Raw genomic sequence first — 25,108 nt, forward strand, 5'->3', positions numbered from 1 at the left:
TCGCGATGACGCGTTTCACCGGGGCTGGGCGTAGTGCAGGTCCACTGTGCCGGAGTAGCCGGGAAGAGTCACCCTGTCGTGCTGGGCGACTTTCCAGCCGAGCCCGTACGCCTCGACATAGCTGCGGTAGTTCTCGATCGCGGGGGAGGCGGCCAGCGCGGCGCGCAGCTTGCCCCGGTCGCCGACGGCGGTGATGGTGTACGGCGGCGAGTAGACCCGGCCCTGGAGGATCAGGGTGTTGCCGACGCAGCGCACCGCGCTGGTCGAGATCAGCCGCTGGTCCATGACCTTGATCCCCCGCGCTCCGCCCTGCCACAGCGCGTTGACCACGGCCTGCAGGTCCTGCTGGTGGATGACCAGGTCGTTGGGTTGCGGCTCGGGCACTCCGGGGATCTTCGCCGTCGCGTTCGGCGGGGCGTCGGTGAGGGTGACGGAGAGCCCCGTTCCGGTGAGCTTCTGGGTGCCCGCGTTTCGCTCCAGCGCGGCGAGCCTGCGGCGCTCGGCGTCCGTGGCGCCGTTGTCGCGGCGGGCGAGGGCGTCGACCCGCGAGCGCAGCTGGGCGGTGCTGTCGTCGAGCCCGGCGTTCTTGCGGCTGCGCTCCTGGATGAGGTCGGACAGCCTCAGCATCGACTCGTCGCTGCGGAGATTGGTGCCCTGCGCGGTGTCGAAGCTGGTCCAGAAGATCAGTCCGGCGAGCGCGAAAACCGCGGCGGTCAGCAGCCGGACGGGGCGGAAGGCGGGGCGGCGGGGGCCTGGGTCGGGGGTGCCGGCGGAATTGCTCAACGTACCCTTACTCCTTACGACGCCGCGGAAGGACTACGCTAACGGACGCCCCGAGTGAAGGGTCTGGTCCCCCGCCCCAGCCCCGACCCGGTGCCGTCCGTATCAATACCGCGCGGTCACGCAGCGCATCGACAGGAGAGTTCCTCGTGCCGAAGTCACGGATCCGCAAGAAGGACGACTTCACTCCGCCGCCGGCGAAGCAGGCCACTAACATCAGCCTGCACAGCGGCCGCCGGTGGGTGGCTCCGTTGATGCTGGCGATGTTCCTCATCGGCCTCGCCTGGATCGTGATGTTCTACGTGACGACCGGGGATATGCCCGTCGACTCCCTGGGCAACTGGAACATCGTGGTCGGTTTCGGCTTCATCGCCGCCGGGTTCGTGGTCTCCACTCAGTGGAAGTAGGATCGTCCCTCCGATCCTCCGCGCCCCGGTCGTCCACAGAGTTATCCACAGCCGGGGAAAACTCAGAAGATCTGTGGATAACTTCCGCCGCATTGACGCCGGTGTGATCGGCCGAACACATCCGTTCGACCGTTCACACCTGCCTCTGCCTGGGGAAACGCAGATGAGTGCGGGCCCGCACTGATGTTCTCCACAGCTTGCACAAGATCAGGCACTTGCTGTGGACAACTGTGCTGTGGATATCCCCAATACGGCCGGGGCCGCGGCAGCGGCGCTTGCGTACGGCCGGTTGCGTACGGCCGGTGCCGCCCGGTCAGCCGGTGAGCTGGACCGTCCGCAGCCACACCACCGCGACGATCGCGAGCAGCATCAGCGCGCAGGTGAGCCGCTGCACCAGCGCGCGCTTCTCGCGCGGCGCGTGCACCATCCCGTACGCCACCGCCGTGCCCACGACCAGGCCGCCGACATGGGCCTGCCAGGCGATACGGGACCAGGCGAATGTGAAGATCAGGTTGAGCACGAGCAGCGCGATGACCGGCCGCATGTCGTAGTTGAGGCGGCGCATCAGGACCGCCGTCGCGCCGAGCAGGCCGAAGATCGCCCCGGAGGCGCCGAGCGAGGGCTGGTTCTGCGCGGCGAGCAGATACGACAGCGCGCTGCCGCCCAGCCCGGCCAGCAGATACACCGCGAGATAGCGCGCCCGGCCGAGCGCCGCCTCCAGCGGCCCGCCGAGCCACCACAGCGAAAGCATGTTGAAGGCGATGTGATACGCCTGCTGGTGCAGGAACATCGCGGTGACCAGCCGATACCACTGGCCCTCGGCGACCCCCACAAGATCGGCCGCGGTGGGGTCGTACGCCCGGCCCACCAGGTCCAGCGCGTTCACAAACCGGTCGCCGATCGCGAGCGCCACGAACCACACGGCGAGATTGAGGCCGATGAGGATCTTGGTCACCAGCCGCGGGTCCGCGGTGAGCGCGCCGCCCGCTATCGTGCGCGGCCGGGCGTCCCGCACCGGGTGACCCGCCGGGACAGGCCCGCCGGAGGAGCCCTGCCCACCACCGCGCACGCACTCCGGGCACTGGAAACCCACCGAGGCGCTGATCATGCACTCCGGGCAGATCGGCCGCTCGCAGCGGACACAGCTTATGCCGGTCTCCCGCTGCGGATGCCGATAGCAGCAGACCGCCTGGTCCTCCATCGTCTCCCCTTGCCCTGCACTCCATGCTCGCACCGGGCCCACGTGCCCGCCTGCCTGCCGTCAAGACGGACAGGCGGGGCGCGGAGTTCCCGCCACCGGTCCGGCGCGGCCCGGCGCGGGCCCGCCAACGCGGCGGCAGCCGGCTGCGTCGACATGCGGCTCCGCCGCGTGGCGATGACGGCCTCGAGGTCAGCCCTCGGTTTCAGCCCTCGCGGGTCTCCACGACGACCGACTCGATGACGACGTCGTTGAGCGGGCGGTCGGTGCGCGGGTTGGTCGAGGTGCCCGCGATCGCGTCGATGACCTTCTTGCTCGCCTCGTCGACGACCTCGCCGAAGATGGTGTGCTTACCGGTCAGCCACGCGGTCGGCGCCACGGTGATGAAGAACTGCGAGCCGTTGGTGCCCGGGCCGGCGTTGGCCATCGCCAGGAGGTACGGCTTGTTGAACGCCAGGTCCGGGTGGAACTCGTCGCCGAACTCGTAGCCGGGGCCACCAGTGCCGTTGCCCAGCGGGTCACCGCCCTGGATCATGAAGCCGCTGATCACGCGGTGGAAGACGGTGCCGTCGTACAGCTTCTCCTTGGCCCGCTTGCCCGTCGCCGGGTGGGTCCACTCACGGGTGCCCTCGGCGAGCTCCACGAAGTTCTTGACCGTCTTGGGAGCGTGGTTCGGCAGCAGCCGGACCACGATGTCGCCATTGTTCGTCTTCAGGGTGGCGTAGAGCTGCTCAGCCACGATCTACCTTCCATAGTTTTCATTGCGGTCCCTTGATCCTCGCACGGACGCCGCGACGACGCGTACCCACGAAGCGGCGCGCGGCACACACGATTCATGCCGACCCGGACGGGAACCCGTACGTGCCCCGGATGCCCGGCCGCGCGTGCCCGGCATCCTGTGCACAGGCATGATCGTCATAAATAGGCATGATCTTCCATGAAACGGAAAGGGGAGGATCCCGTGACCCGCATGGAGAGCGTGCGAGCCGCGACCGGCACCGCCAAGGGCAGCGTCCTGCACGCGGCGGAGGTGGTGGCGCCCTACGCCGGTACGGCCAAGGACGCCGCCACGCGCTACGCGCACACGGCTCGCGTACAGCTGGGGCCGAAGGTCTCGCACGCCGCGCACCAGGCCCGCCACACCGCAGGCAGTCAGTACCACGTGCATATCGCGCCGCGGCTGACCCAGGCCCGCGGCACCCTGCCGCGCGGGGTCGACGACGCGGCCACCCGGGCGGCCGCCCGCACCCGCAAGGCGGCGCGCAAGGCCGCCCGGTACACCGCACCGCGCGTCCAGCACGCGGTGGCCGAGGCGCGCGCCACCGCCGGGCCGGTGTGCGAGGAGGCCGTCACCCGCAGCACCGCGGCTCTCGCCGCCCTGCGTGACCATGTGACCGCGGCCGACATCCACAAGCTCGCCAGGCGCCGCCGCAGGAGGGACCGCACCGGCCGCATCGCCAAGCGCACCGCCTTCGTCGGCCTCGTGGGCGCCGGGATCTTCACCGCGTGGAAGTGGTGGGACAGGCAGGCCAACCCCGACTGGCTGGTCGAGCCCCCGGCTGCGACCGAGCTGAGCGGGCGCGAGCCGCTGACGTCGGTGGACGGCAGCGACCAGTCCACACTCGACCCGGAGGCGCAGAGCAAGCAGGCGAACGAGAACGATCGCTGAGCCGGGCCGGGCGCCGGGCAGCACACCCGGAAGGGCGGGAGACCACCGCGTCCCCGCCCTTCGCCATTCCCCTCCCGCTGCCGGCCTCCCCCGGCCGGTCAGTGGGCGGCAACGCGCTCGCTGTACCGGCGCCGCTCCAGGAAGATCTCCGTGAAGACGGAGACCTTGGCGCGCAACGCCCAAGGGTCGAACGGCTTGGCGATGTAGTCCACCGCACCGGCCGCGTATCCCCGGGAGGAGTGCTCCGGGTCGGCGCCCATCGCGGTCATGAAGATGATCGGGATGTCCCGGTTGCGGCGCCGCCGCTGGATATGGGCCGCGGTCTCATAGCCGTCCATCTCCGGCATCTGCACGTCCAGCAGGATCACCGCGAAGTCGTCGTGGTCTAGCAGGGCCTTGAGAGCTTCCTGCCCCGAGGACGCGGTCACCAGCTCCTGGTCCAGCTTGGCCAGCACGGCTGCCATGGCCAGCAGGTTGTTGTGCTGGTCGTCGACCACGAGGATCTTGGGACGAGGCCCCGAGCAGGGCCTGGACATCACGGGCTCCGCGGGGGCGTCGGGCACCCCGTCCGGCGCCGGGGCCGCGGCCGGGCGCTGGGACTCCACCATGGCCAGCTGCCGCTCCAGCATCTGGCAGCGGTCCTCCGCCAGTAACCCGCGCAGCCGCACATCCTCCAGCTCCTCCGTGAGGCGCTTCACCTCGCGCTGGAGCATGTCCCGCTCCTTGATCAGCTCCGCTTGGTCGGGAAGACCCAGCTCCAGCGTGTCCGCCCGGGTGCGCTCCGTCGCCCACGCCGCTTCCAGCTGGTTCAGCCGCACCTCGAGATCGGCGATCCGGTGCTGCCGGTCGAGCAGCGCCTCCCCCAGCACGTCCTCCGTCACGCTTGACGTCCTGGCCTCCCGGTCGGCATCCGCCAGCTGATGCTGGAGGATCTCCATGGCGTGGCCGGGCGATCCGCTCGTGTGCACCGCGGCCCGGTGCAGCTCCCGCACCAGCTCGATCGCGGCCGGGGTCGCCGCGGTGCCCCGCCGCTCGGCGAGATCGGTGAACAGGTCCTGCACGAACTCCCACGGCGGGATGCGCGTCCCGCTCAGATAGCGCGAGAGCGTGCCCGGATCGCGATACCTGCGCGCGGCATATCTGCGTACCGAGACGTCCAGCCCTTTGAACAGGTCCCGCAGCGCCAAGGCGAAATCCCGGCATTCCTGGCTCAGACCCTCACCCAAGGGCCGCAGCTCACGCATCTTGTCTCCCCGCACGGCGGATCGCGCCGACCAGACGACTCCCGGACCACATGCCCGAGTTGAGGCCAGCGTGAGGCATTCCGGAGGTGTTGCACGCGACAACGGCGAGAGCGGCAACACCGGGCAACATGTGGGAGGACAATGCCCCGGAACGGCGCTGCGGGCCCGCGCGGGCCAACCGCACCAAGGGACCCGCGGGACTTGGGCGGCAAGAAAAACCGGCCAGGGCACGCTTCTGGTGTCCTGGCCGGTGACGAAAGTGGAGCCTAGGAGAGTCGAACTCCTGACATCCGCCATGCAAAGACGGCGCTCTACCAACTGAGCTAAGGCCCCGTCGCCGATCAGGATACCTGGTTGTGGCCACCTTTCCCGACCGGGTATCGCTCGCGCGTACCGCCCTCCGTAGGATGCCACGCAAGATTCGCTGCAGCGAAGCGAAGGGGAGAGCGAATGGACGCAGCACAGCAGGATGCCACCGCCCGCGCACGGGAGCTGCAGCGCAGCTGGTACGGGGAACCGCTGGGGGCGCTCTTCCGCCGTCTCATCGACGACCTCGGCCTCAACCAGGCCCGCCTCGCCGCCGTCCTCGGTCTGTCCGCGCCCATGCTCTCGCAGCTGATGAGCGGCCAGCGAGCCAAGATCGGCAACCCGGCCGTCGTCCAGCGGGTACAGGCCCTGCAGGAGCTGTCGAGCCAGGCGGCGGACGGCCGGGTCAGCGCCGCCGAGGCCGCCGAGCGCATGGAGGAGATCAAGAAGTCCGCGGGGGGCTCCGTGCTGAACACCACACAGACCACGGCGAGCACCGGCGCCCCCACCGTGCGGCGCGTGGTCCGCGAGATCCAGTCGCTGCTGCGCTCGGTGTCCGCCGCGGGCGACATCATCGACGCCGCCGACACCCTCGCCCCCACCCACCCGGAGCTGGCAGAGTTCCTCCGGGTGTACGGCGCCGGGCGGACCGCCGAGGCGGTCGCCCACTACGAGGCGCACCAGAACTGATGGGCTGACGGACTGCTGACGAGCCGATGAGTGGGCGGGGGCCGCGCGATGGGTGAAGTCTTCGCGGGCCGGTACGAGCTGGTCGACCCGATCGGGCGCGGTGGCGTGGGCGCCGTATGGCGCGTCTGGGACCACCGGCGCCGCCGCTACGTCGCGGCGAAGGTGCTGCAGCAGCGCGATGCGCACACCCTGCTGCGGTTCGTACGGGAACAGGCGCTGCGCATCGACCACCCCTATGTGCTGGCACCGGCCAGCTGGGCGGCGGACGACGACAAGGTGCTGTTCACCATGGACCTGGTGGGCGGCGGCTCGTTCGCCCACCTCATCGGGGACTACGGCCCGCTGCCGCCGCGCTATGTGTGCACGCTGCTCGACCAGTTGCTTTCCGGCCTGGCGGCGGTGCACGCGGAAGGCGTGGTGCACCGCGACATCAAACCCGCGAACATCCTGCTGGAGGCCACCGGGACGGGCCGGCCGCATGTGCGGCTGTCCGACTTCGGCATCGCGCTGACGAAGGGGGAACCCCGGCTCACCGAGGCCAACTACGTGATGGGTACGCCCGGTTACTTCGCGCCCGAGCAGATGATGGGCGAGGAGCCGGACTTCCCCGCCGACCTCTTCGCGGTCGGGCTGGTGGCGCTGTATCTGCTCAGCGGGCACAAACCGGACGCGGAAGCCCTGATCAAGCTGTTCGAGCAGGGTGTGCCGAACGCGCCCACGGGGGTGCCCGAGCCGCTGTGGCAGGTGATCGCAAATCTGCTGCAGCCCGATCCCGAGGACCGGTTCCGCACGGCCACAGGGGCGCGCAAGGCGCTTCTCGCGGCCACCGAGATGCTGCCCGAGCCCGGCATCGACGACGAGGTGATCGAGGTCTTCGACCATCTCGGGCCGCTCCCCGAGGGGTTCGGGTCCGAGGGTCCCTTCCGGACGATCCAACGGGCGGGCGCGCACACCGAGGCCGACGCTGACACCAGCACCGGCACCAGCACCAGCACCAGCACCAGCACGGCCCACGCGCACAGCGGCCCGACACCCCAGCCACCGGGCCCCCAGGGGCCCAGCACGCCACCCCCGTCCAAGCCGTCCCGGCCACAACCATCCGAATCGTCGGTTTCGCAGCCGTCCGTTTCGCAACCGTCGATGTCGGACACCGGCAGCTTCCAACTGCCGCCGCCCCAGCCCCAGACGCCGCACACCGGGATACCGCAGCACCCGGCCCCACCACCGCCCTCGGCCCCCCAGCCGCCCACCGGGCAGCCGCACACCGGCCAGTTCCCGACCGGGCAGCCCCAAACCCCGTACCCCCCGCACGCCCCCCACACGCCGTACTCCGGCCTTCCGCAGCCGCCGGCGTCCCAGCCGGCGCCCGCGCAGCCCACGACGCCTCCACGGCCCGTACGACCCGCACAGCCGCCGCAGGCCACGCCCGATCCGCGGCAACAGCCAGGCCCCCCGCCCGCGCATACGCCTACCCCCACTCCCACTCCGGCCACGGCTTCCGCCCCGGCGGCCCAGCACGAATTCCCTCCTACTCGTCCATACACCGCTCCGCAGCCGCAGGTTCCCCCCACCGCCCGACGCCGCCCCGGACCGTCCCGGAAGACGACGATCGCGATCCTGATCGCCGCGGCCGTGTGCTTCGCGGTCGGCACATGGGCGTTACTGACCGCGGGCTGACCCGACGGCCACGGGCCGTGGCCACCCACCAGGCAGGCGCCACCCACCAGGCGGGCGCCGTCCGCCAAGCGGGCGTCACCCGCCAAGCGGCCGCCGCCCACCGCGCCGGCGCCACCTACCAGGCAGGCGGCGGCCCGTACCGCCGGTGCCTGCCCGGCCCGGATGCCGGGGCCGCGGCGGCCGGGGCACGGCGCCGGGCCGCCAGCGTCCACCCCCCGAGCCCGAGCAGCAGCAGCGCGCCGACGGCGTAGCTCACATAGCCCACCAGCCGCAGCCGGCCCTCGGCCGTGGCGTCGGCCACCGCTGCCCCGGCATCGTCCCCGGTCGCCGGTCCCTGGGCGGCCCCCCGCCGCTCGGCGTCCGTGAGGCCGAAGCCCGCCCGGACCGCGTCCCCGTCGTACGTCGGCCCGGCCTTCGCGGTGCCCGAGATCCGCACCCGCAGGGTGAGCGGCACCGTGTCCTTGAAGAACCGCGTGACGTCCGGATTCACCGTGACCGCCAGGTAGTACCACCCGGCGAAGCTCATCTTGCGCACGGAGTAGTCGGCCCGCGCCGAGCGGTTGCCGTACGCCACGGGGACGGTGTCCGCCTCCACCTGCGCCTTCCGGCCCTCGTATGCCTCGAAGGAGCCCTTCTTCGTCAGGCCGCGCGCCGGGTTGAAGACCCGAAGCCCCAGCGCGTCGTTGACCCCGGCCGTCTCTCCGGTCTTCGCGGCGGGCAGTTCGGCGGTGGCGTCGAGCCGCTGTCCCCAGTCGATCGGCACCCGGTAGAAGTGGGTCTCGCCCGGCCTGATCTGATCCGCCCACACCCCGGTGGACAACGGACGCGCGTCGTTGAACCCCGTGCCGCCCGGCCGCCACCGCGCCTTGCCATCGGGCAGCTCGGGCGGGGTGGCGTGCCAACTGCCCTCCGGGGCCTGCCCGGTGTCCCCGCCCTTCACCGGCGGCTCCACCATCAGCCTGAGCTCCAGCGGCCAGCTGTCGGGGTCCTGGGAGCCGGCTCCGCGCTCCACCGTGACGACGTACCGGCCCGACTTCCGGCAGGAGGCCACCGAGCCCGACGCGGCCTGGCGTGCCGCGTAGTCGGCGAGCGGATAGGCCACACCGTTCGCCTCGATCTTCCGGTCGGAGCTGTCGCAGGTGGTGCCGTCGGGGCTCTCCAGCGTCACCTTGACCCGGTCCTGGTACGAGACGACGCCCGCCCCCGGGCGGGGCGCCGCGACCGCCGAGACATACGCGCCGGACGCGGTGTCCAGACGGACGCTGTAGTACCGCTTCTGGCCCGCCGCGATGCTGTCGACGTAGCCGAGCCCCGGCTTGAGCAGCGGGGCGCCCTCGGCGGCGTCGGTGCCGTGGATCAAGGTCCCCTCGGTCCGGTACGGCCGCGCCCCGGCGGCCCCGTCCGCGGGCGCGGCCCAGGCCTGGCCGGCCGGTCCTGGCGCCGTGGCCACCGCGCACAGCGCGGCCACCGCGGCGAGGCCGGTCCTGACCTTGCTGCGGTCATCCATCGCGGGTCACTCCTCGTCGTACCGGCCGCACAGCCCGTTCAACTTTGCTTATGCAAGCATTTCATTTGCAAGAGTGAACAAAGAAGACGGTTGCCGCGAGGAGTCCCGCGACAGCCGCCAGTAAAGCCGACAGGGCCCCGACCGCTCCAGCGGTCGGGGCCCTGTACAGAGCTGTTGGTCTCACACACCCGAACCTGCGGGCACGGAGTCGGTCGCCTCCGTCCACAGATCCTGCTCGGCGCGATCCGCCTGGATCTGGCGGTACACGAGGAGCCCGCCGATGGCGGCCAGTGCGACCAGGAGAAGCTTCTTCACCGCGCTACCTCGTCTCTTTCCTTGACGTAGGGGACCTCTGGCGCCCGATGATACACACCGGCCGATACCGTTCGGTGACCTATGCCCGGCATTGGCCGGCCGACAGCCGTTCATCAACTGCCCGGGCGCCGTTACGGAATCAGCCCGGACGAAGAGAGGATCTCCGTCCGGGCTGATCGCACCGGTGGGGCTAACAGGACTTGAACCTGTGGCCTCTTCCTTATCAGGGAAGCGCTCTAACCGTCTGAGCTATAGCCCCGCGCTGCACCGAAAGATTAGCGCACGACCAGCCCTGTCCCAAAATCGGTTACAGGCGGCCGCTACTCGTCCTCGGCGAGCGTGAGCTCCACACCGCCGACGAAGCCCGCCGACAGGTTGTAGATGAAGGCCCCCAGGGTGGCCAGCGCCGTGGCCAGCACCACATTGATCGCTGCGATGACCCCGGTGAAGGCCAGCACTCGCGGCAGCGACAGGAAGGACTCCAGGTCGAAGCCGGTGCCCTTCTTCGACTCCGTGGCCTCGCTGATCGTCCCGCCCACGGCGCTGAAGACGCCCATCCCGTCCATGACCATCCACAGCACCGCCGCGGCGACCACGGTGCAGATGCCCAGCGCGATCGCGAGCAGGAAGCTGACCTTCATCACCGACCACGGGTCCGCCCTGGCGACCCGCAGCCGCGCCTTGCGGGTACGCGGGGCCGAGCGGGCGCCCGACTCGGTGCGCGGGCGGCGCACCGCGGTCTGCTGCTGCCCCGAGCCGCCCCTGGCGGCCCCGCCGGTGCTCGGCGGGGTGCTCGGCGGCGCATACGCCTGCGGCGGGTGGTACGGCTGCGCGGGCTGTGGCTGGCCCGGCCGCTCACCGGGCAGCGGGCTGCCCGGGTAGCTCTCGTACGGCGGCTGCGGCTGCCTGATGTCCGTCACGGTACCCCCATGGGAGTCGGTGGAGGGGCCACGGGCGCCTGCCGAAGCGGGTGATCCGCTCCCGGCGGGTGCGGCGCCCGGCACCGGCCCATGGCCGGTATCCATTCCGCCGCCGCCCGCCGCGGGACCCGTGGCTCCACTCACGACCTACTCCTCGGTCTCGTCGGCCGGGGGCGCTGTGCCCTCGGCCGCCTCGGACGCGGCCCCCTCGGCTGCTTCGCTCACGGTCTCGGACTCGTCCTCGACCTCTTCAGCCTCACGACCGGCCTCGGCGTTCCGGGCGATACCGACGACGGCATCGCGCTTGCCCAGGTTGATCAGTTGGACGCCCATGGTGTCACGGCCCGTCTCCCTGACCTCGTTCACACGGGTACGGATTACGCCACCGCTGAGCGTGATGGCAAGGATCTCATCACTTTCCTCGACCACCAGAGCCCCGACGAGGGAACCGCGGTCCTCCACGATCTTGGCGGCCTTGATACCGAGGCCGCCGCGGCCCTGGACACGGTACTCGTCGACATTCGTCCGCTTCGCGTACCCACCGTCGGTGGCGGTGAACACGAACGTACCGGGCCGGACGACATTCATCGACAAGAGCTCGTCGTCCTCGCGGAAGCTCATGCCCTTGACGCCGGAGGTCGCCCGTCCCATCGGCCGCAGCGACTCATCCGTGGCCGTGAACCTGATCGACTGTGCCTTCTTGCTGATCAGCAGCAGATCGTCCTCGGCCGAAACCAGCTCGGCCCCGATCAGCTCGTCCTCCCGGCCGTCCTCCGTCTCCCGGAGGTTGATGGCGATCACACCACCCGACCGCGGGGAGTCGTAGTCCTTGAGCGGGGTCTTCTTCACCAGACCCGACTTCGTCGCCAGCACCAGATACGGCGCCGCCTCGTAGTCGCGGATCGCCAGGATCTGCGCGATCTGCTCATCCGGCTGGAACGCCAGCAGGTTCGCGACGTGCTGGCCGCGCGCCTCCCGGCCCGCGTCCGGCAGCTCGTACGCCTTCGCCCGGTAGACCCGGCCCTTGTTGGTGAAGAACAGCAGCCAGTGGTGGGTGGTCGAGACGAAGAAGTGGTCGACGATGTCGTCCTGCTTGAGCTTGGTGCCGCGCACGCCCTTACCGCCGCGCTTCTGCGAGCGGTAGTCCTCGGTCTTCGTACGCTTCACATAGCCGCCACGGGTGATCGTGACGACGATGTCCTCCTCGGCGATCAGGTCCTCGATGGACATGTCACCGTCGAAGGGGATCAGCTTGGTACGCCGGTCGTCGCCGTACTTCTCGACGATCGCGGTCAGCTCCTCGCTGATGATCTGCCGCTGCCGCTCGGGCGAGGCCAGGATCGCGTTGTACTCATTGATCTTGGCCTGCAGCTCGTCGTGCTCCTGGATGATCTTCTGACGCTCCAGGGCGGCGAGCCGCCGCAGCTGCATCTCCAGGATCGCGTTGGCCTGGATCTCGTCGATCGTCAGCAGGTCCATCAGGCCCCCGCGCGCGATCTCCACCGTGTCACTGCGCCGGATCAGCGCGATGACCTCGTCGATCGCGTCCAGCGCCTTGAGCAGACCGCGCAGGATGTGGGCCCGCTCCTCGGCCTTGCGCAGCCTGAAGCGCGTCCGGCGGACGATGACCTCGATCTGGTGGGTGACCCAGTTGCGGATGAAGGCGTCCAGCGAGAGGGTGCGCGGCACCCCGTCGACCAGCGCCAGCATGTTCGCGCCGAAGTTGGTCTGGAGGTCGGTGTGCTTGTAGAGGTTGTTGAGCACGACCTTGGCGACCGCGTCCCGCTTCAACACGATGACCAGGCGCTGCCCGGTCCGCGAGGACGTCTCGTCGCGGACGTCCGCGATGCCGCCGATCCTGGCTTCCTTCACCAGGTCGGCGATCTTCTGCGCCAGATTGTCCGGGTTGACCTGGTACGGCAGCTCGGTGACCACCAGGCACTGACGGCCCTGGATCTCCTCGACCTCGACGACCGCGCGCATCGTGATCGAGCCGCGACCGGTGCGGTACGCCTCCTCGATGCCCTTGCGGCCGACGACCAGGGCGCCGGTGGGGAAGTCCGGGCCCTTGATCCGGTCGATGAGCGCGTCGAGCAGCTCCTCCGGTGTGGCCTCCGGGTTGGCCAGGAACCACTGGGCGCCCTCGGCCACCTCGCGGAGGTTGTGCGGCGGGATGTTGGTGGCCATGCCGACCGCGATCCCCGCCGAGCCGTTGATCAGCAGGTTCGGGAAGCGGGCCGGCAGAACCGTCGGCTCCTGGTTACGCCCGTCGTAGTTGTCCTGGAAGTCGACGGTGTCCTCGTCGATGTCCCGGATCATCTCCATGGACAGCGGCGCCATCTTGCACTCGGTGTAGCGCATGGCCGCCGCCGGGTCGTTGCCCGGGGAGCCGAAGTTGCCGTTGGAGTCGACCAGCGGCATCCGCATGGACCACGGCTGGGCCAGCCGCACCAGGGCGTCGTAGATGGACGAGTCGCCGTGCGGGTGGTACGTGCCCATCACGTCGCCGACGACGCGGGCGCACTTGTAGAAGCCCTTCTCGGGGCGGTACCCGCCGTCGTACATCGCGTACAGCACACGGCGGTGCACCGGCTTGAGGCCGTCCCGGACGTCGGGCAGCGCACGGCTCACGATCACGCTCATCGCGTAGTCGAGGTACGAGCGCTGCATCTCCGTCTCGAGGCCCACCGGCTCGACGCGGAGGGTGGCCCCCTGGGTCTGGTCTTCTGGCGTGTTCGGGGTGTTCTCGTCGGCCATTGCTGGTCAAAGTCCTTCTGTCGTCTGCGGCTGCTCGGGGCCGACTCAGATGTCGAGGAAGCGGACGTCCTTGGCGTTGCGCTGGATGAACGAGCGCCGGGCCTCGACGTCCTCGCCCATCAGGACCGAGAACAGATCGTCGGCCTGCGCGGCGTCGTCCAGGGTGACCTGGCCCAGGACGCGGTGGTCCACGTCCATGGTGGTCACGCGCAGCTCCTCGGCGTTCATCTCGCCCAGACCCTTGAAGCGCTGGACCGAGTCCTCCTTGATGCGCTTGCCCTGCTCACGGCCCGCCTGGATCAGCGCGTCCCGCTCGCGGTCCGAGTACGCGTACTCGAAGTCGTCCCGGCCCCACTTGATCTTGTAGAGCGGCGGGCGGGACAGGAAGACATGGCCCGCCTCGACCAGCGGGCGCATAAAGCGGAAGAGGAAGGTGAGCAGCAGGGTGTTGATGTGCTGGCCGTCGACGTCGGCGTCCGCCATCAGGATGATCTTGTGATAGCGGAGCTTGCTGATGTCGAAGTCCTCGTGCACACCGGTGCCGAACGCCGAGATCAGCGCCTGGACCTCGTTGTTCTGGAGGATCTTGTCGACCCGCGCCTTCTCGACGTTGAGGATCTTGCCTCGGATGGGCAGGATCGCCTGGTACTGCGGGTTACGGCCGGCCTTGGCCGAGCCGCCGGCGGAGTCACCCTCGACGATGAAGATCTCGCACTTGGACGGGTCGTTGGACTGGCAGTCGGCCAGCTTGCCCGGCAGTGACGCGGTCTCCAGCAGCCCCTTGCGGCGGGTCAGATCGCGGGCCTTACGGGCCGCGACCCGGGCCGTGGCCGCCTGGATGGACTTGCGGACGATGTCCGCCGCCTCGTTGGGGTAGCGGTCGAGCCAGTCGGCCAGGTGCTCATGGACGATCTTCTGGACGAAGGTCTTCGCCTCCGTGTTGCCCAGCTTGGTCTTCGTCTGACCCTCGAACTGCGGCTCGCCGAGCTTGACCGAGATGATCGCGGTCAGGCCCTCGCGGATGTCCTCACCGGTGAGATTGTCATCCTTTTCCCGGAGCAGCTTCTTGTCCCGCGCGTACTTGTTGATCAAGTACGTCAGCGCGGCGCGGAAGCCCTCCTCGTGGGTGCCGCCCTCATGGGTGTGGATCGTGTTCGCGAAGCTGTAGACACCCTCGGTGTACTGGGTGTTCCACTGCATCGCGATCTCGACCGAGAGCATCCGCTCCTTGTCCTCGGCCTCGAAGCCGATGACCGTGGGGTGGACCAGCTCCCCCTTGCGGGAGTTCAGGTACTGCACGAAGTCGACGATGCCGCCCTCGTAGCAGTACGTCACGGAGAGCGGCTTGCCCTCCTCGTCCACATGGGCCTCGCGCTCGTCCGTCAGCGAGATGGACAGGCCCTTGTTGAGGAACGCCATCTCCTGGAAGCGCCGCGACAGCGTCTCGAAGGAGTACTCGGTCGTCTCGAAGACATCCGGGTCGGCCCAGAAGGTGACCGTCGTACCGGTCTCCGTGATCTGCTCGTTCTTGGCCAGCGGCGCGGTGGGCACGCCAAGCTTGTAGTCCTGGGTCCAGCGGTAGCCGTCCCGCTTGACCTCGACCGAGACCTTCGTCGACAGCGCGTTGACCACGGAGACGCCGACGCCGTGCAGACCGCCGGAGACGGCGTAGCCGCCGCCGCCGAACTTGCCGCCCGCGTGCAGCACGGTCAGCACGACCTCGACGGCCGGCTTCTTCTCCACCGGATGCAGGTCGACCGGGATACCGCGGCCATTGTCGACCACGCGAACCCCGCCATCGGCCAGGATCGTCACCTCGATGGTGTCCGCGTGACCGGCCAGGGCCTCGTCCACGGAGTTGTCCACCACCTCTTGGACAAGGTGGTGGAGGCCGCGCTCACCGGTGGAACCGATGTACATACCGGGTCGCTTGCGGACCGCGTCCAGGCCCTCCAGGACGGTGATCGCACTGGCGTCATAGGACGGCGGGGCCAAAGCCCCGTCGACGTCCTCGGACGGGATCTCGGACGGGATGTTCTCGTTGGGGTTGCCGGAATCGGCCACGAAGCGCCCTTTCTGGCACAGCACGAGCCGTCTCCGGGGCAGGCGGGAGCGGCTGCGTCGTTCAACATGTGTCCGCGAGCGCTCGGTGCGCAAGCGGCGACGGTGTACGCGCCCAGTCTACCGGTAGCGCCGACAAGAATGGGGGCTTGCCGGTGCCTGAGTACGCATGTGCCGCCCTGAACCGGTCGTCGCCGACTCCCCATATCTGGGGATGGGGTTTAAGAGGCTCACACCGCCACTCAGCGCTTCGGGTCGTCAACCACCGGCAACCATGACAGACGCCCCAGCGGCCACCCCCTTCACGGCCGCCCCGCCACCTGCGCAACGGGGGCGCACGGAGGACTGCCTCAGCCGTAGGTGTCGCCCGGGCCCGTGGAGCCGGGGGCGCGCAGCGATCCATAACGACGGGCCGGGCCGCCCGGACCCAAGACCTTGATCAGCTTGACCGTGCCCTGGCCGAGGTCCGCGTTGAGCCGGGCCACCAGCTGCGGGGCCAGCAGCCGCAGCTGGGTCGCCCACGCCGTCGAGTCGCACCGCACCGTCAGCACCCGAGCCTCCTCGTCGTACCGCTGCGGCTCGCAGTGCTGCGCCACCTCCGGTCCCACCATCTGGGGCCAGCGGCCCATCACCCCGCCCACCGCGGCGGGGGTCTCCCAGCCCCGCTCGGTGATCAGCCGGTTGATCGCGGCACCGAGCGGCAGCGGATCGCGCCCGTCGGCGCGCGCACCGGAGCGCAAGCCCCCTCGGCGCGCCTGCTTCTTCTGCTGCGCCGCCGCACCACGGGCGCGCGCCTGCTCCTTGGCGGCGCGCAGCGCCACCCGCGCCAGGTCGACCCCCGAGGGCTCCGGCGGAGTGGGCGGCTGTGCGGGCTGCTCGGTCACAGGGGCCGCACCTCCCCTTCGGACACCGCGTAGCGGGCGCCCGCCAGCACTCCGGGGACGTCGTCCTCCACGGCCGCCGTCACCAGCACCTGCTCGCCGGGCGCGACCAACTCGGCCAACCGCTCCCGGCGCCGCTCGTCGAGCTCCGCGAAGACGTCGTCCAGCACCAGCACGGGCTCGCCCGCCCGCCGGACCGCCCCGGCCTCACCGCCCCCGCCGACCTCGGCTGCCTCGGCGGAAGGCCCGCCGGGTGCCCATGAGATGTCCGCGCGCAGCAGGTCGTACGAGGCCAGGCGCAGGGCCAGCGCATACGACCAGGACTCGCCATGGCTCGCATAGCCCTTCGCCGGAAGCTCCCCGAGCCGCAGGATCAGATCGTCGCGGTGCGGGCCGACCAACGTCACCCCGCGCTCGATCTCCTGCTTACGGGCGGCCGTGAGCGCGGCCGAAAGCTGCTCGTACAGCTCCTCGCGGGTGCCCGCGGCCGCCAGGCCGTCGCCCATGGAACTGCGGTAGTCGAAACCGATCGGGCCGCCCCCCGGCGCCAGTTGCTCATACGCCTTGTCGGTCAGCGGCTGCAGCGCGGCGATCAGATCGAGGCGCTGGGCGAGCAATTCCGCACCGGCGCGCGCCAGATGCTGGTCCCATACGTCGAGAGTGGACAGCGCCCCGTCGCCCCCGGAACCACGGCCGCCGCCGTGACGCCGGGCCAACGCGGCGGTCTTGAGCAGGGTGTTGCGCTGCTTGAGCACCCGCTCATAGTCGGCGCGGACCCCGGCCATGCGCGGTGAGCGCGCGGTGACCAGCTCGTCCAGGAAGCGCCGACGCTCCCCGGGATCCCCCTTGACCAGGGCCAGGTCCTCGGGCGCGAACAGGACCGTGCGCAGGATGCCAAGCACATCGCGCGGTCTGACCTGCGAGGATCTATTGATTCTGGCGCGGTTGGCCTTACCGGGGTTCAGCTCCAGCTCGACCAGCTGCTGCCGGTCGCCCTCGACGATCGCGGCCCGCACGATCGCCCGGTCCGCGCCCATCCGCACCAGCGGGGCGTCGGCGGAGACGCGATGGCTGCCGAGCGTGGCCACATAGCCGACGGCCTCGACGAGGTTGGTCTTCCCCTGGCCGTTGGGGCCCACAAAAGCCGTGACGCCCGGGCCGAGAGCGACCTCGGCCCGGGCGTATGAGCGGAAGTCGGCGAGCGACAGATGCGTTACATGCATGGTGGCGCGCCGACCTCCCCCGGCGGCTCCCTTACGGGGGCTGGTTACTTCTTGTTCTCGACCGCGTGGCCGCCGAACTGGTTGCGCAGTGCGGCGATCATCTTCATCTGCGGGGAGTCGTCCTGGCGGGACGCGAACCGGGCGAAGAGCGAGGCCGTGATGGCGGGCAGCGGCACGGCGTTGTCGATGGCCGCCTCGACGGTCCAGCGGCCCTCGCCGGAGTCCTCCGCGTAGCCCCGCAGCTTCTCCAGGTGCTCGTCGTCGTCCAGGGCGTTGACCGCGAGGTCCAACAGCCAGGAGCGGATGACGGTGCCCTCCTGCCAGGAGCGGAAGACCTCGCGGACGTCGGTGACCGAGTCCACGGCCTCCAGCAGCTCCCAGCCCTCGGCGTAGGCCTGCATCATCGCGTACTCGATGCCGTTGTGGACCATCTTCGCGAAATGGCCGGCACCGACCCGCCCGGCGTGAACTGCCCCGAAGTCACCCTCGGGCTTGAGCGCATCGAAGATCGGCTGGACCCGCGCCACATGCTCGGCCGCGCCGCCGTACATCAGCGCATAGCCGTTCTCCAGGCCCCAGACGCCGCCGGAGACGCCGCAGTCGACAAAGCCGATGCCCTTGGCGTTCAGCTGCTCGGCGTGCCGCTCGTCGTCGGTCCAGCGGGAGTTGCCACCGTCGACCACGATGTCGCCCGGCGACAGCAGCTCGGCCAGCTCCTCGATGGTGGTCTGGGTCGCGATGCCGGCCGGCACCATGATCCACACCACACGCGGTCCCTTGAGCTTGTCCACAAGGTCGTCGAGGCTGTGGACGTCGGCGAGGTCCGGGTTGCGGTCGTACCCGATGACGGTGTGACCTGCGCGGCGCATGCGCTCGCGCATATTGCCGCCCATCTTGCCGAGACCGACGAGACCGAGCTCCATCAGTGATCCTTTATGCCGTAGTCATTGCGTTTCGCACCTGAGTCCGAGCCTACGCCCAGGGGTTGTCGCTCAACTGTGGGCCACACCCGCTCATCCGCTGAGCCGCACCGGCATGATCAGGTACTTGTACGCCTCGTCCGCCTCGGCGTCCATGGCCGGCTTGCCACTGAGCAGAGCGGGCTTGGTCGAGGTGGTGAACGACAGCTGGGCGACCGGAGAATCGATCGCGCTCAGCCCGTCCAGCAGGAAGGTCGGGTTGAAGGCGATCGAGATGTCGTCGCCATCGAGCTGGGCGTCGACGCGCTCCACAGCCTGTGCGTCGTCGCTCGACCCGGCCTCCAGGATCAGCACGCCCTGCTCGAAGGTGAGCCGGACCGGGGTGTTGCGCTCGGCGACCAGGGCGACGCGCTTGACCGCCTCCACGAACGGAGCGGTCTCGATCACCGCGACGGAGTTGAACTCGGTCGGGAAGAGCGTGCGGTACTTGGGGAGGTCGCCTTCGAGCAGCCGGGTCGTGGTGCGGCGCCCGGCGCCCTCGAAACCGATCAGGCCCTCCCCGGCGCCCGAGCCGGACAGGGCGAGGGCCACGGTGTCACCGCTGGTCAGCGACTTGGCGGTGTCCAGGAGCGTCTTGGCGGGCACGAGCGCGACCGCGGAGATGTCGGGCGTCTCGGGCTTCCACAGGAACTCGCGGACCGCGAAGCGGTAGCGGTCGGTGGAGGCCAGCGTGACCGTGTCGCCCTCGATCTCGATCCGCACACCGGTGAGCACCGGCAGGGTGTCGTCGCGGCCGGCCGCGATGGCCACCTGGGCGGCGGCGGAGGCGAAGACATCGCCGGGCACGGTGCCGGTCGCCGTCGGCATCTGCGGCAGGGCGGGGTACTCCTCCACAGGCAGGGTGTGGAGTGTGAATCGCGACGAGCCGCAGACGACGGTCACCCGCACACCGTCAGTGGAGATCTCCACAGGGCGGTTGGGGAGGGCGCGGCAGATGTCGGCGAGGAGGCGGCCGGAGACCAGGACCGTGCCGTCGTCCTCCACATCGGCTTCCACCGACACCCGGGCCGAGACCTCGTAGTCGAAGCCGGAGAGGCTGAGGGTGCTCTCTTCCGCCTTCAGCAGCAGCCCCGCGAGGACGGGCACCGGCGGACGGGCCGGAAGGCTGCGGGCCGCCCAGGCCACTGCCTCCGCGAGTACATCGCGCTCCACCCGGATCTTCACCGGAACCGCCTCCTGCTGTTGCTGGCTCGCCCTGCTGGCCTTCGTCGTCGGCGCAATCGCCGGAGACCAGTCTGACGTACGCCGCCGACAGTCGGTGCGGCTCGGGGTCAAATCGGCGCCCGAGGTGTCGGGCGGCTCGGAGCCCGGTTGTGCACAGGCCCCACTTCGAAACGAATTTCTCGCTCTAACTAAGTGGTCGTAGTAGTAGGGCCTGTGGAAACCGTGGACAACTGACTTCTCGCAGGTCAGCATCAGTTTTTTATCCACCGGGCCTGTGGGCGACGGCAGTGGACAAACAGGCTCTGCTGTGGATGCCGCCGAGTTCTGCACACCCGATGCACAGGCGAGCCCCGGTTCTCCCCAGCTGTGTCCCCAGTTTTACCCACCTTCCCCACAGCCCAACCCGGCTCGTTGGTGTGACGCCTTTCACTCGTCTCGGTGACCACGCCCGTTTCCTTGCCGAACAGTGGATGAGGGTGTGGAGAAGCTGTGGGTGACGGGGCCTTGGCTGTGGGCGGGCGGTGGACAACGCGGAGACCGCCCTGTGGGTAACTCCGTCGTCCACAGTCTGTGGACTGTTGATTGTCACAATTCCACACCCCCCTGACCTCCTCCGATGTCCTGTCGGCAGCCGCCCCTGTGGACACAGTCTGGACAGCCGGGACATCCCCAGGGTGTGGATGGTGGATTGGCCGCTGACCTGTGGAGAAGCGGCCTCCGAGGGCATGGAATCGAACAGGCCGTCCGTGTCGCGGAGGCGTCGCCGGGGCGCGGACGGCCGGGCCGGGGCGGCCGGCGGGCGGAGCGGAGCCCGGCCGGGGCGGCTCCGGAGCGACGGAACGGGCCCGGAAACGACGAAGGGCGCTTGCGGGAGTCGTTCCTCCCCAAGCGCCCTGGGCGGAATCCGGCGCGAGAGCCGCGCCGTGTGCCGCGCCCTGTGCCGCGTCAGCCGTTCTTGATGCGGTTGGTCAGCTCGGTGACCTGGTTGTAGATGGAGCGCCGCTCGGCCATCAGCGCCCGGATCTTGCGGTCGGCGTGCATGACGGTCGTATGGTCCCGGCCGCCGAACTGCGCCCCGATCTTGGGCAGCGACAGATCGGTCAGCTCACGGCACAGATACATCGCGATCTGCCGCGCGGTGACCAGCACCCGGCTGCGCGAGGCGCCGCACAGATCGTCGACCGTATGCCCGAAGTAGTCGGCAGTCGCGGCCATGATCGCGGTGGCGGTGATCTCCGGGGCCGCGTCCTCGCCGCCGGGGATCAGGTCCTTCAGCACGATCTCGGTCAGGCCGAGGTCCACCGGCTGGCGGTTCAGGCTGGCGAAGGCCGTGACCCGGATCAGCGCCCCCTCCAGCTCGCGGATATTGCGCGAGATACGGGAAGCGATGAACTCCAGCACCTCCGGCGGGGCGTTCAGCTGCTCCTGCACCGCCTTCTTGCGCAGGATCGCGATACGCGTCTCCAGCTCCGGCGGCTGCACATCGGTGATCAGTCCCCACTCGAAGCGGTTGCGGAGCCGGTCCTCCAGGGTCACCAGCTGCTTGGGCGGCCGGTCGGAGGACAGCACGATCTGCTTGTTCGCGTTGTGGAGCGTGTTGAAGGTGTGGAAGAACTCCTCCTGCGTCGACTCCTTGCTCGCGAGGAACTGGATGTCGTCGACCAGAAGGATGTCCATGTCGCGGTAGCGCTTGCGGAACGCGTCCGCCTTGCCGTCGCGGATGGAGTTGATGAACTCGTTGGTGAACTCCTCGGAGCTCACATAGCGCACCCGCGTCCCCGGGTAGAGGCTGCGCGCGTAGTGCCCGATCGCATGCAGCAGGTGGGTCTTGCCGAGCCCGGACTCCCCGTAGATGAACAAGGGGTTGTACGCCTTGGCGGGCGCCTCGGCGACGGCGACCGCCGCGGCGTGCGCGAAGCGGTTCGACGCGCCGATGACGAAGGTGTCGAAGAGGTACTTCGGGTTCAGGCGCGCGGTCGGCTCACCAGGGCCGGGCGCCGGCGCCGGCTGCGCGGCGAGCGGGCCGGGGGCACCGGTCTGCGAGGGCAGCACGGGCGGGCCGCCGCGAGAACGATCCAGCGGGTCGGGGAGCTCCCGGCGCGGCTGCTCGTACGGCGACCGGTCGGGCCCCGGGCCGGAACCCGGGCCAGGTCCGGGCCCAGGCCGCTCCGCGCCCGCGCCCCGGTAGTCCGAGTGCGGCTGCTGATCGTAGAGCTGCTGGTCATAGCCGGGCTGGGGACGCTGGGTGGCGTACGGGTCGCCCTCGGGGAAGCCGCCGAGCCGGGGCTGCTGCCAGCCGTAGTCGCGCGGCCGGGGCCAGGCGCCGGGCTCGGGCCGGTGCTGGTCATAGCCGGGGTAGGCGGGGCGGGCCGCCGGCAGCTCATCGCCCGCCGGACGGCCGTATCCGTCCCGGCTGCCATAGCTGTCGCGGTTGTCGTAGCCCTCGTAGGCGTCGCGACTCTCATACGAGTCACGATTCTCGTAAGAGTCACGACTCTCGCGGGTGTCGCGACTTTCGTACGTGTCGCGCTGTGGCTGCTGCGGGACCATCGGCTCGCCGGCGGAGTCGTCGACGGTGATCGCGATCCGGATCGGGCGGCCGCACTCGCGGCTGAGCGTTTCGCTGACGATCGGGGCCAGCCGGCCCTCCAGCACGCCCTTGGCGAATTCATTGGGCACGGCCAGCAGCGCGGTGTCGGCGACGAGGGCGAGCGGCTGGCACCGCTTGATCCAATGTTCGTCCTTGGCCTCGACGCCTTGTCCGCCCTGGCCCGCGCCCTCTCCGAGCAGCCGCTCGAGCACACGTGGCCACACTGCGGCAAGATCGGCGGGTACGTCAGCCACAGGGCACGCTCTCTCACTCGCTGGGTGGGGGGACGCCGACAGGTCCCACGAATATGCGGTTCTCGGGACGGGCGGGAAGGAATCGGAGCCCAGCCACGGTAGTCAGGCCGGGCTGTGCGGTTCAAGTCGTTGTCCACAGGGTGTGTACAAATGTGCCATGCGATGTCGCCGCGCGTTCCCTTGCCCCCGGGCCCAAGGGGGCCGCGTCTTCGCGGGGCGCCACCCGGCCGCGCCACCGGGCGGCGCCGGTTTGACCGGATGGCGTAATCGCGCGTACCGTAACCAGGTCGAGTTGTCGATGGCTGCTGCCGCCTGCCTCCGATGGGCAAGGGTCGCGGACCCCAGGTCCGGCGATTATGAAGCGGTGCACTCGGGCGTATTGCGAGCTACTCGTGGGCGCACGGTGACAGCCAGGCGATGTCCCGCCACCACCCGATTCATTTCTGGAGCCCCCGAGTGAGCAAGCGCACCTTCCAGCCGAACAACCGCCGCCGCGCGAAGACCCACGGCTTCCGGCTGCGTATGCGTACCCGTGCCGGCCGCGCGATTCTCGCGTCCCGCCGTAGCAAGGGTCGCGCCCGTCTGTCGGCCTGAGCAGCCTGACCCAAGGTCCATGACGTGCTGCCTACCGAAAAACGGCTGAGGCGGCGCGAGGACTTTGCAGCCGCGGTACGCCGAGGGCGCCGGGCCGGACGCCCGCTCCTCGTCGTGCACTATCGCAGCGGCCTTGCCAGCGGTGAAACGGACCCGCACGCACCTGGGGAGAGTGCTCCCCCTGCGCGTGCGGGTTTCGTCGTAAGCAAGGCGGTCGGCGGTGCCGTCGTACGCAACCTGGTGAAGCGGAGGCTGCGCCATCTCATGCGCGACCGCCTCGAACTTTTTCCCGCAGGTAGCCTTGTGGTCGTACGGGCGCTGCCCGGTGCGGGCGAAGCGGGCCACGACCAGCTGGCCCGTGACCTCGACACCGCAGTGCGGCGGCTACTGGGAGGGGTGCCGCGATGAAGTACCCGCTGCTGTGGTTGATCAAGCTGTACCAGTGGACCATCAGCCCGATGCTGGGACCGGTCTGCAAGTACTACCCGTCGTGCTCGCACTACGGCTACACGGCCATTGACCGGCACGGCGCGGTGAAAGGAACGGCGCTGACGGCGTGGCGCATCTTGCGCTGCAACCCGTGGTCGCTCGGTGGCGTCGACCACGTTCCTCCCCGGAAGCGCCCGGTCTGGCACCAGCGGCTGCGCAACCGCCTCGGCGGGCACTCCGCCGGGGAGCCTGCCCCACAGCCCGAGACCCAGCCCAACGCCCAAGGAGCCTGATTCGTGGACACGATCCTCGGTCCTCTTTATGACGTAGTTTCCTGGATCATCGTCCAGTTCCACGCGTTCTACAGCCTCATCTTCGACCGGGACAGTGGCTGGGCGTGGGGTCTGTCCATCGTTTCGCTGGTGGTACTGATCCGTATCTGCCTGATCCCGCTCTTCGTGAAGCAGATCAAGGCGACGCGGAACATGCAGGCGCTCCAGCCGAAGATGAAGGCGATCCAGGAGCGCTACAAGAGCGACCGGCAGCGCCAGTCCGAAGAGATGATGAAGCTCTACAAGGAGACGGGTACCAACCCGCTCTCGAGCTGTCTCCCGATTCTGGCGCAGTCACCGTTCTTCATCTCGCTGTACCAGGTCCTGAACCACATCGCGAACAACCGCACGGTCGGTTTCATCGACCAGTCGCTGTTGGACAGCGCCCGCTCGGCGCACATCTTCGGTGCTCCGCTGTCCGTGAAGTTCATGTCGTCCGCCTCGAAGGTCGAGTCTCTCGGCGCCTCGCTGACGGACGTCCGGGTCGTGACGATCGTCATGATCGTCCTGATGTCGGCGTCGCAGTTCTTCACCCAGCGCCAGCTGATGACCAAGAACGTCGACCTGACGGTGAAGACGCCGTTCATGCAGCAGCAGAAGATGCTGATGTACGTCTTCCCGGTCATGTTCGCCGTCTTCGGTATCAACTTCCCCGTCGGTGTCCTCGTCTACTGGCTGACCACCAACGTGTGGACCATGGGTCAGCAGATGTTCGTCATCCGCCGTAACCCGACCCCCGGCAGCGTCGCCTTCAAGGCACGCCAGGAGCGGCTGCGGGCCCAGGGCAAGCTCAAGGAGGAGCCGGCCGAGGTCGAGGCCAAGCAGGCGGCCGAGACGGCTCGCGCGAACCGGCAGCAGCCCAAGCGGCAGAGCAAGTCGCGGCGCCAGTCGGGCGCCACGGGCCACGCCAGGGCGCAGTCCCAGCCGCAGGTCGCCAAGACCTCGCTGGACAAGTCCGACTCGGAGGAGTCGGGCTCGCAGAAGCAGCAGCCCAGCGTGGCGCAGAAGAAGGGCGCGCAGGGCGGTAAGCCGGCCGGCGGCTCGGCTTCCGGCTCCTCCCGCACCGCCAAGTCCGGGCAGCGCAAGGGCCAGCAGCGCCCCAAGCACCCGTCCAAGAAGTAAGAAGGAGT

Annotated in this window: 22 protein-coding genes and 2 tRNA genes; 8 read left to right on the forward strand and 16 right to left on the reverse strand. The window is 69.6% G+C overall.

Annotation, left to right across the window (positions count from 1 at the left end; all coding sequences use genetic code 11):
* Window positions 1–15: 15 nt before the first annotated feature.
* Window positions 16–783 carry a DUF881 domain-containing protein gene (locus tag ACFV2X_RS17980; protein WP_385617241.1) on the reverse strand — a complete coding sequence of 256 codons (768 nt, stop codon included), beginning with the start codon at window positions 781–783 and terminating at the stop codon, window positions 16–18.
* Window positions 784–929: 146 nt separating this feature from the next.
* On the opposite strand from ACFV2X_RS17980, the gene crgA reads away from it, so the two are divergent.
* Window positions 930–1,187: a cell division protein CrgA gene (gene crgA / locus ACFV2X_RS17985; RefSeq protein ID WP_014177983.1), complete on the forward strand. Its 258-nt coding sequence runs from the start codon at window positions 930–932 to the stop codon at window positions 1,185–1,187.
* 313 nt (window positions 1,188–1,500) lie between these two features.
* Here the strand turns inward: crgA and ACFV2X_RS17990 are convergent, their stop codons facing one another.
* Together ACFV2X_RS17990 and ACFV2X_RS17995 are read right to left on the reverse strand one after the other, a co-directional pair.
* Entirely contained in the window at window positions 1,501–2,388 is an 888-nt protein-coding gene (locus ACFV2X_RS17990) for a rhomboid family intramembrane serine protease (RefSeq protein ID WP_385617244.1), read from the reverse strand.
* A gap of 202 nt (window positions 2,389–2,590) precedes the next feature.
* A complete protein-coding gene (locus tag ACFV2X_RS17995) occupies window positions 2,591–3,124 on the reverse strand; it encodes a peptidylprolyl isomerase (protein WP_358637784.1) in 534 nt (177 codons plus the stop codon).
* 222 nt (window positions 3,125–3,346) lie between these two features.
* Between ACFV2X_RS17995 and ACFV2X_RS18000 the strand changes: the two genes are divergently transcribed.
* Window positions 3,347–4,054: a DUF5324 family protein gene (locus ACFV2X_RS18000; protein WP_385617246.1), complete on the forward strand. Its 708-nt coding sequence runs from the start codon at window positions 3,347–3,349 to the stop codon at window positions 4,052–4,054.
* A 98-nt stretch (window positions 4,055–4,152) separates the two neighbouring features.
* Here the strand turns inward: ACFV2X_RS18000 and ACFV2X_RS18005 are convergent, their stop codons facing one another.
* Both ACFV2X_RS18005 and ACFV2X_RS18010 read right to left on the reverse strand, forming a co-directional pair.
* Window positions 4,153–5,298, reverse strand: coding sequence for a response regulator (locus ACFV2X_RS18005; protein ID WP_385617248.1), 1,146 nt, complete (start codon window positions 5,296–5,298; stop codon window positions 4,153–4,155).
* A gap of 260 nt (window positions 5,299–5,558) precedes the next feature.
* Window positions 5,559–5,631, reverse strand: a tRNA-Ala gene (locus tag ACFV2X_RS18010).
* A 117-nt stretch (window positions 5,632–5,748) separates the two neighbouring features.
* Here ACFV2X_RS18010 and ACFV2X_RS18015 point away from each other — a divergent pair.
* A complete protein-coding gene (locus tag ACFV2X_RS18015; protein ID WP_014177978.1) occupies window positions 5,749–6,294 on the forward strand; it encodes a transcriptional regulator in 546 nt (181 codons plus the stop codon).
* A 48-nt stretch (window positions 6,295–6,342) separates the two neighbouring features.
* Window positions 6,343–7,971, forward strand: a complete 1,629-nt coding sequence (locus tag ACFV2X_RS18020; RefSeq protein ID WP_385617251.1) for a protein kinase — start codon at window positions 6,343–6,345, stop codon at window positions 7,969–7,971.
* Window positions 7,972–8,086: 115 nt separating this feature from the next.
* On the opposite strand, the gene ACFV2X_RS18025 is transcribed toward ACFV2X_RS18020, so the two are convergent.
* The 11 genes from ACFV2X_RS18025 to dnaA all read right to left on the reverse strand — a co-directional run bounded on the left by ACFV2X_RS18025 (window position 8,087) and on the right by dnaA (window position 22,623).
* The gene (locus ACFV2X_RS18025; protein WP_385617253.1) at window positions 8,087–9,478 is read right to left on the reverse strand and encodes a hypothetical protein; all 1,392 of its coding nucleotides are present in this window, start codon (window positions 9,476–9,478) and stop codon (window positions 8,087–8,089) included.
* Between the two features lie 180 nt (window positions 9,479–9,658).
* Window positions 9,659–9,793 carry a DLW-39 family protein gene (locus ACFV2X_RS18030; RefSeq protein ID WP_003958712.1) on the reverse strand — a complete coding sequence of 45 codons (135 nt, stop codon included), beginning with the start codon at window positions 9,791–9,793 and terminating at the stop codon, window positions 9,659–9,661.
* A gap of 185 nt (window positions 9,794–9,978) precedes the next feature.
* Window positions 9,979–10,052 (reverse strand) — tRNA-Ile (locus ACFV2X_RS18035).
* A gap of 61 nt (window positions 10,053–10,113) precedes the next feature.
* Window positions 10,114–10,713, reverse strand: a complete 600-nt coding sequence (locus ACFV2X_RS18040) for a DUF3566 domain-containing protein (RefSeq protein ID WP_385617255.1) — start codon at window positions 10,711–10,713, stop codon at window positions 10,114–10,116.
* A gap of 147 nt (window positions 10,714–10,860) precedes the next feature.
* The gene (gene gyrA, locus ACFV2X_RS18045) at window positions 10,861–13,470 is read right to left on the reverse strand and encodes a DNA gyrase subunit A (protein ID WP_385617257.1); all 2,610 of its coding nucleotides are present in this window, start codon (window positions 13,468–13,470) and stop codon (window positions 10,861–10,863) included.
* A 45-nt stretch (window positions 13,471–13,515) separates the two neighbouring features.
* Window positions 13,516–15,558 (reverse strand): DNA topoisomerase (ATP-hydrolyzing) subunit B, encoded by a 2,043-nt coding sequence (gene gyrB, locus ACFV2X_RS18050; protein WP_385617259.1) that lies wholly within the window; start codon window positions 15,556–15,558, stop codon window positions 13,516–13,518.
* A 323-nt stretch (window positions 15,559–15,881) separates the two neighbouring features.
* Window positions 15,882–16,415 carry a DUF721 domain-containing protein gene (locus tag ACFV2X_RS18055; RefSeq protein ID WP_385617261.1) on the reverse strand — a complete coding sequence of 178 codons (534 nt, stop codon included), beginning with the start codon at window positions 16,413–16,415 and terminating at the stop codon, window positions 15,882–15,884.
* Window positions 16,412–17,635 carry a DNA replication/repair protein RecF gene (gene recF, locus ACFV2X_RS18060; RefSeq protein ID WP_385617263.1) on the reverse strand — a complete coding sequence of 408 codons (1,224 nt, stop codon included), beginning with the start codon at window positions 17,633–17,635 and terminating at the stop codon, window positions 16,412–16,414. The genes ACFV2X_RS18055 and recF overlap by 4 nt, the downstream gene beginning before the upstream one ends.
* Window positions 17,636–17,679: 44 nt before the next feature.
* Window positions 17,680–18,558: a phosphogluconate dehydrogenase (NAD(+)-dependent, decarboxylating) gene (gene gnd, locus ACFV2X_RS18065; RefSeq protein ID WP_385617265.1), complete on the reverse strand. Its 879-nt coding sequence runs from the start codon at window positions 18,556–18,558 to the stop codon at window positions 17,680–17,682.
* A 90-nt stretch (window positions 18,559–18,648) separates the two neighbouring features.
* A complete protein-coding gene (gene dnaN, locus ACFV2X_RS18070; RefSeq protein WP_089507412.1) occupies window positions 18,649–19,779 on the reverse strand; it encodes a DNA polymerase III subunit beta in 1,131 nt (376 codons plus the stop codon).
* 945 nt (window positions 19,780–20,724) lie between these two features.
* Window positions 20,725–22,623, reverse strand: coding sequence for a chromosomal replication initiator protein DnaA (dnaA, locus tag ACFV2X_RS18075; RefSeq protein ID WP_385617268.1), 1,899 nt, complete (start codon window positions 22,621–22,623; stop codon window positions 20,725–20,727).
* A 456-nt stretch (window positions 22,624–23,079) separates the two neighbouring features.
* Here dnaA and rpmH point away from each other — a divergent pair, with 456 nt between their 5' ends.
* From rpmH to yidC, 4 genes are read left to right on the forward strand one after another with little or no spacing between them, the layout of a single operon-like run.
* Window positions 23,080–23,217, forward strand: a complete 138-nt coding sequence (gene rpmH, locus ACFV2X_RS18080) for a 50S ribosomal protein L34 (protein ID WP_003956500.1) — start codon at window positions 23,080–23,082, stop codon at window positions 23,215–23,217.
* Between the two features lie 24 nt (window positions 23,218–23,241).
* Complete coding sequence (gene rnpA, locus ACFV2X_RS18085; protein ID WP_089507410.1) at window positions 23,242–23,625, forward strand: ribonuclease P protein component; 384 nt, start codon at window positions 23,242–23,244, stop codon at window positions 23,623–23,625.
* The gene (gene yidD / locus ACFV2X_RS18090) at window positions 23,622–23,939 is read left to right on the forward strand and encodes a membrane protein insertion efficiency factor YidD (RefSeq protein ID WP_089507409.1); all 318 of its coding nucleotides are present in this window, start codon (window positions 23,622–23,624) and stop codon (window positions 23,937–23,939) included. Before rnpA ends, yidD begins: the two co-directional genes overlap by 4 nt.
* Before the next feature lie 3 nt (window positions 23,940–23,942).
* Window positions 23,943–25,100, forward strand: a complete 1,158-nt coding sequence (gene yidC / locus ACFV2X_RS18095; protein ID WP_385617271.1) for a membrane protein insertase YidC — start codon at window positions 23,943–23,945, stop codon at window positions 25,098–25,100.
* The last annotated feature ends 8 nt before the right edge of the window (window positions 25,101–25,108 follow it).

The sequence above is a fragment of the Streptomyces sp. NPDC059679 genome (assembly GCF_042734105.1).
Taxonomy (GTDB): Bacteria; Actinomycetota; Actinomycetes; order Streptomycetales; family Streptomycetaceae; genus Streptomyces.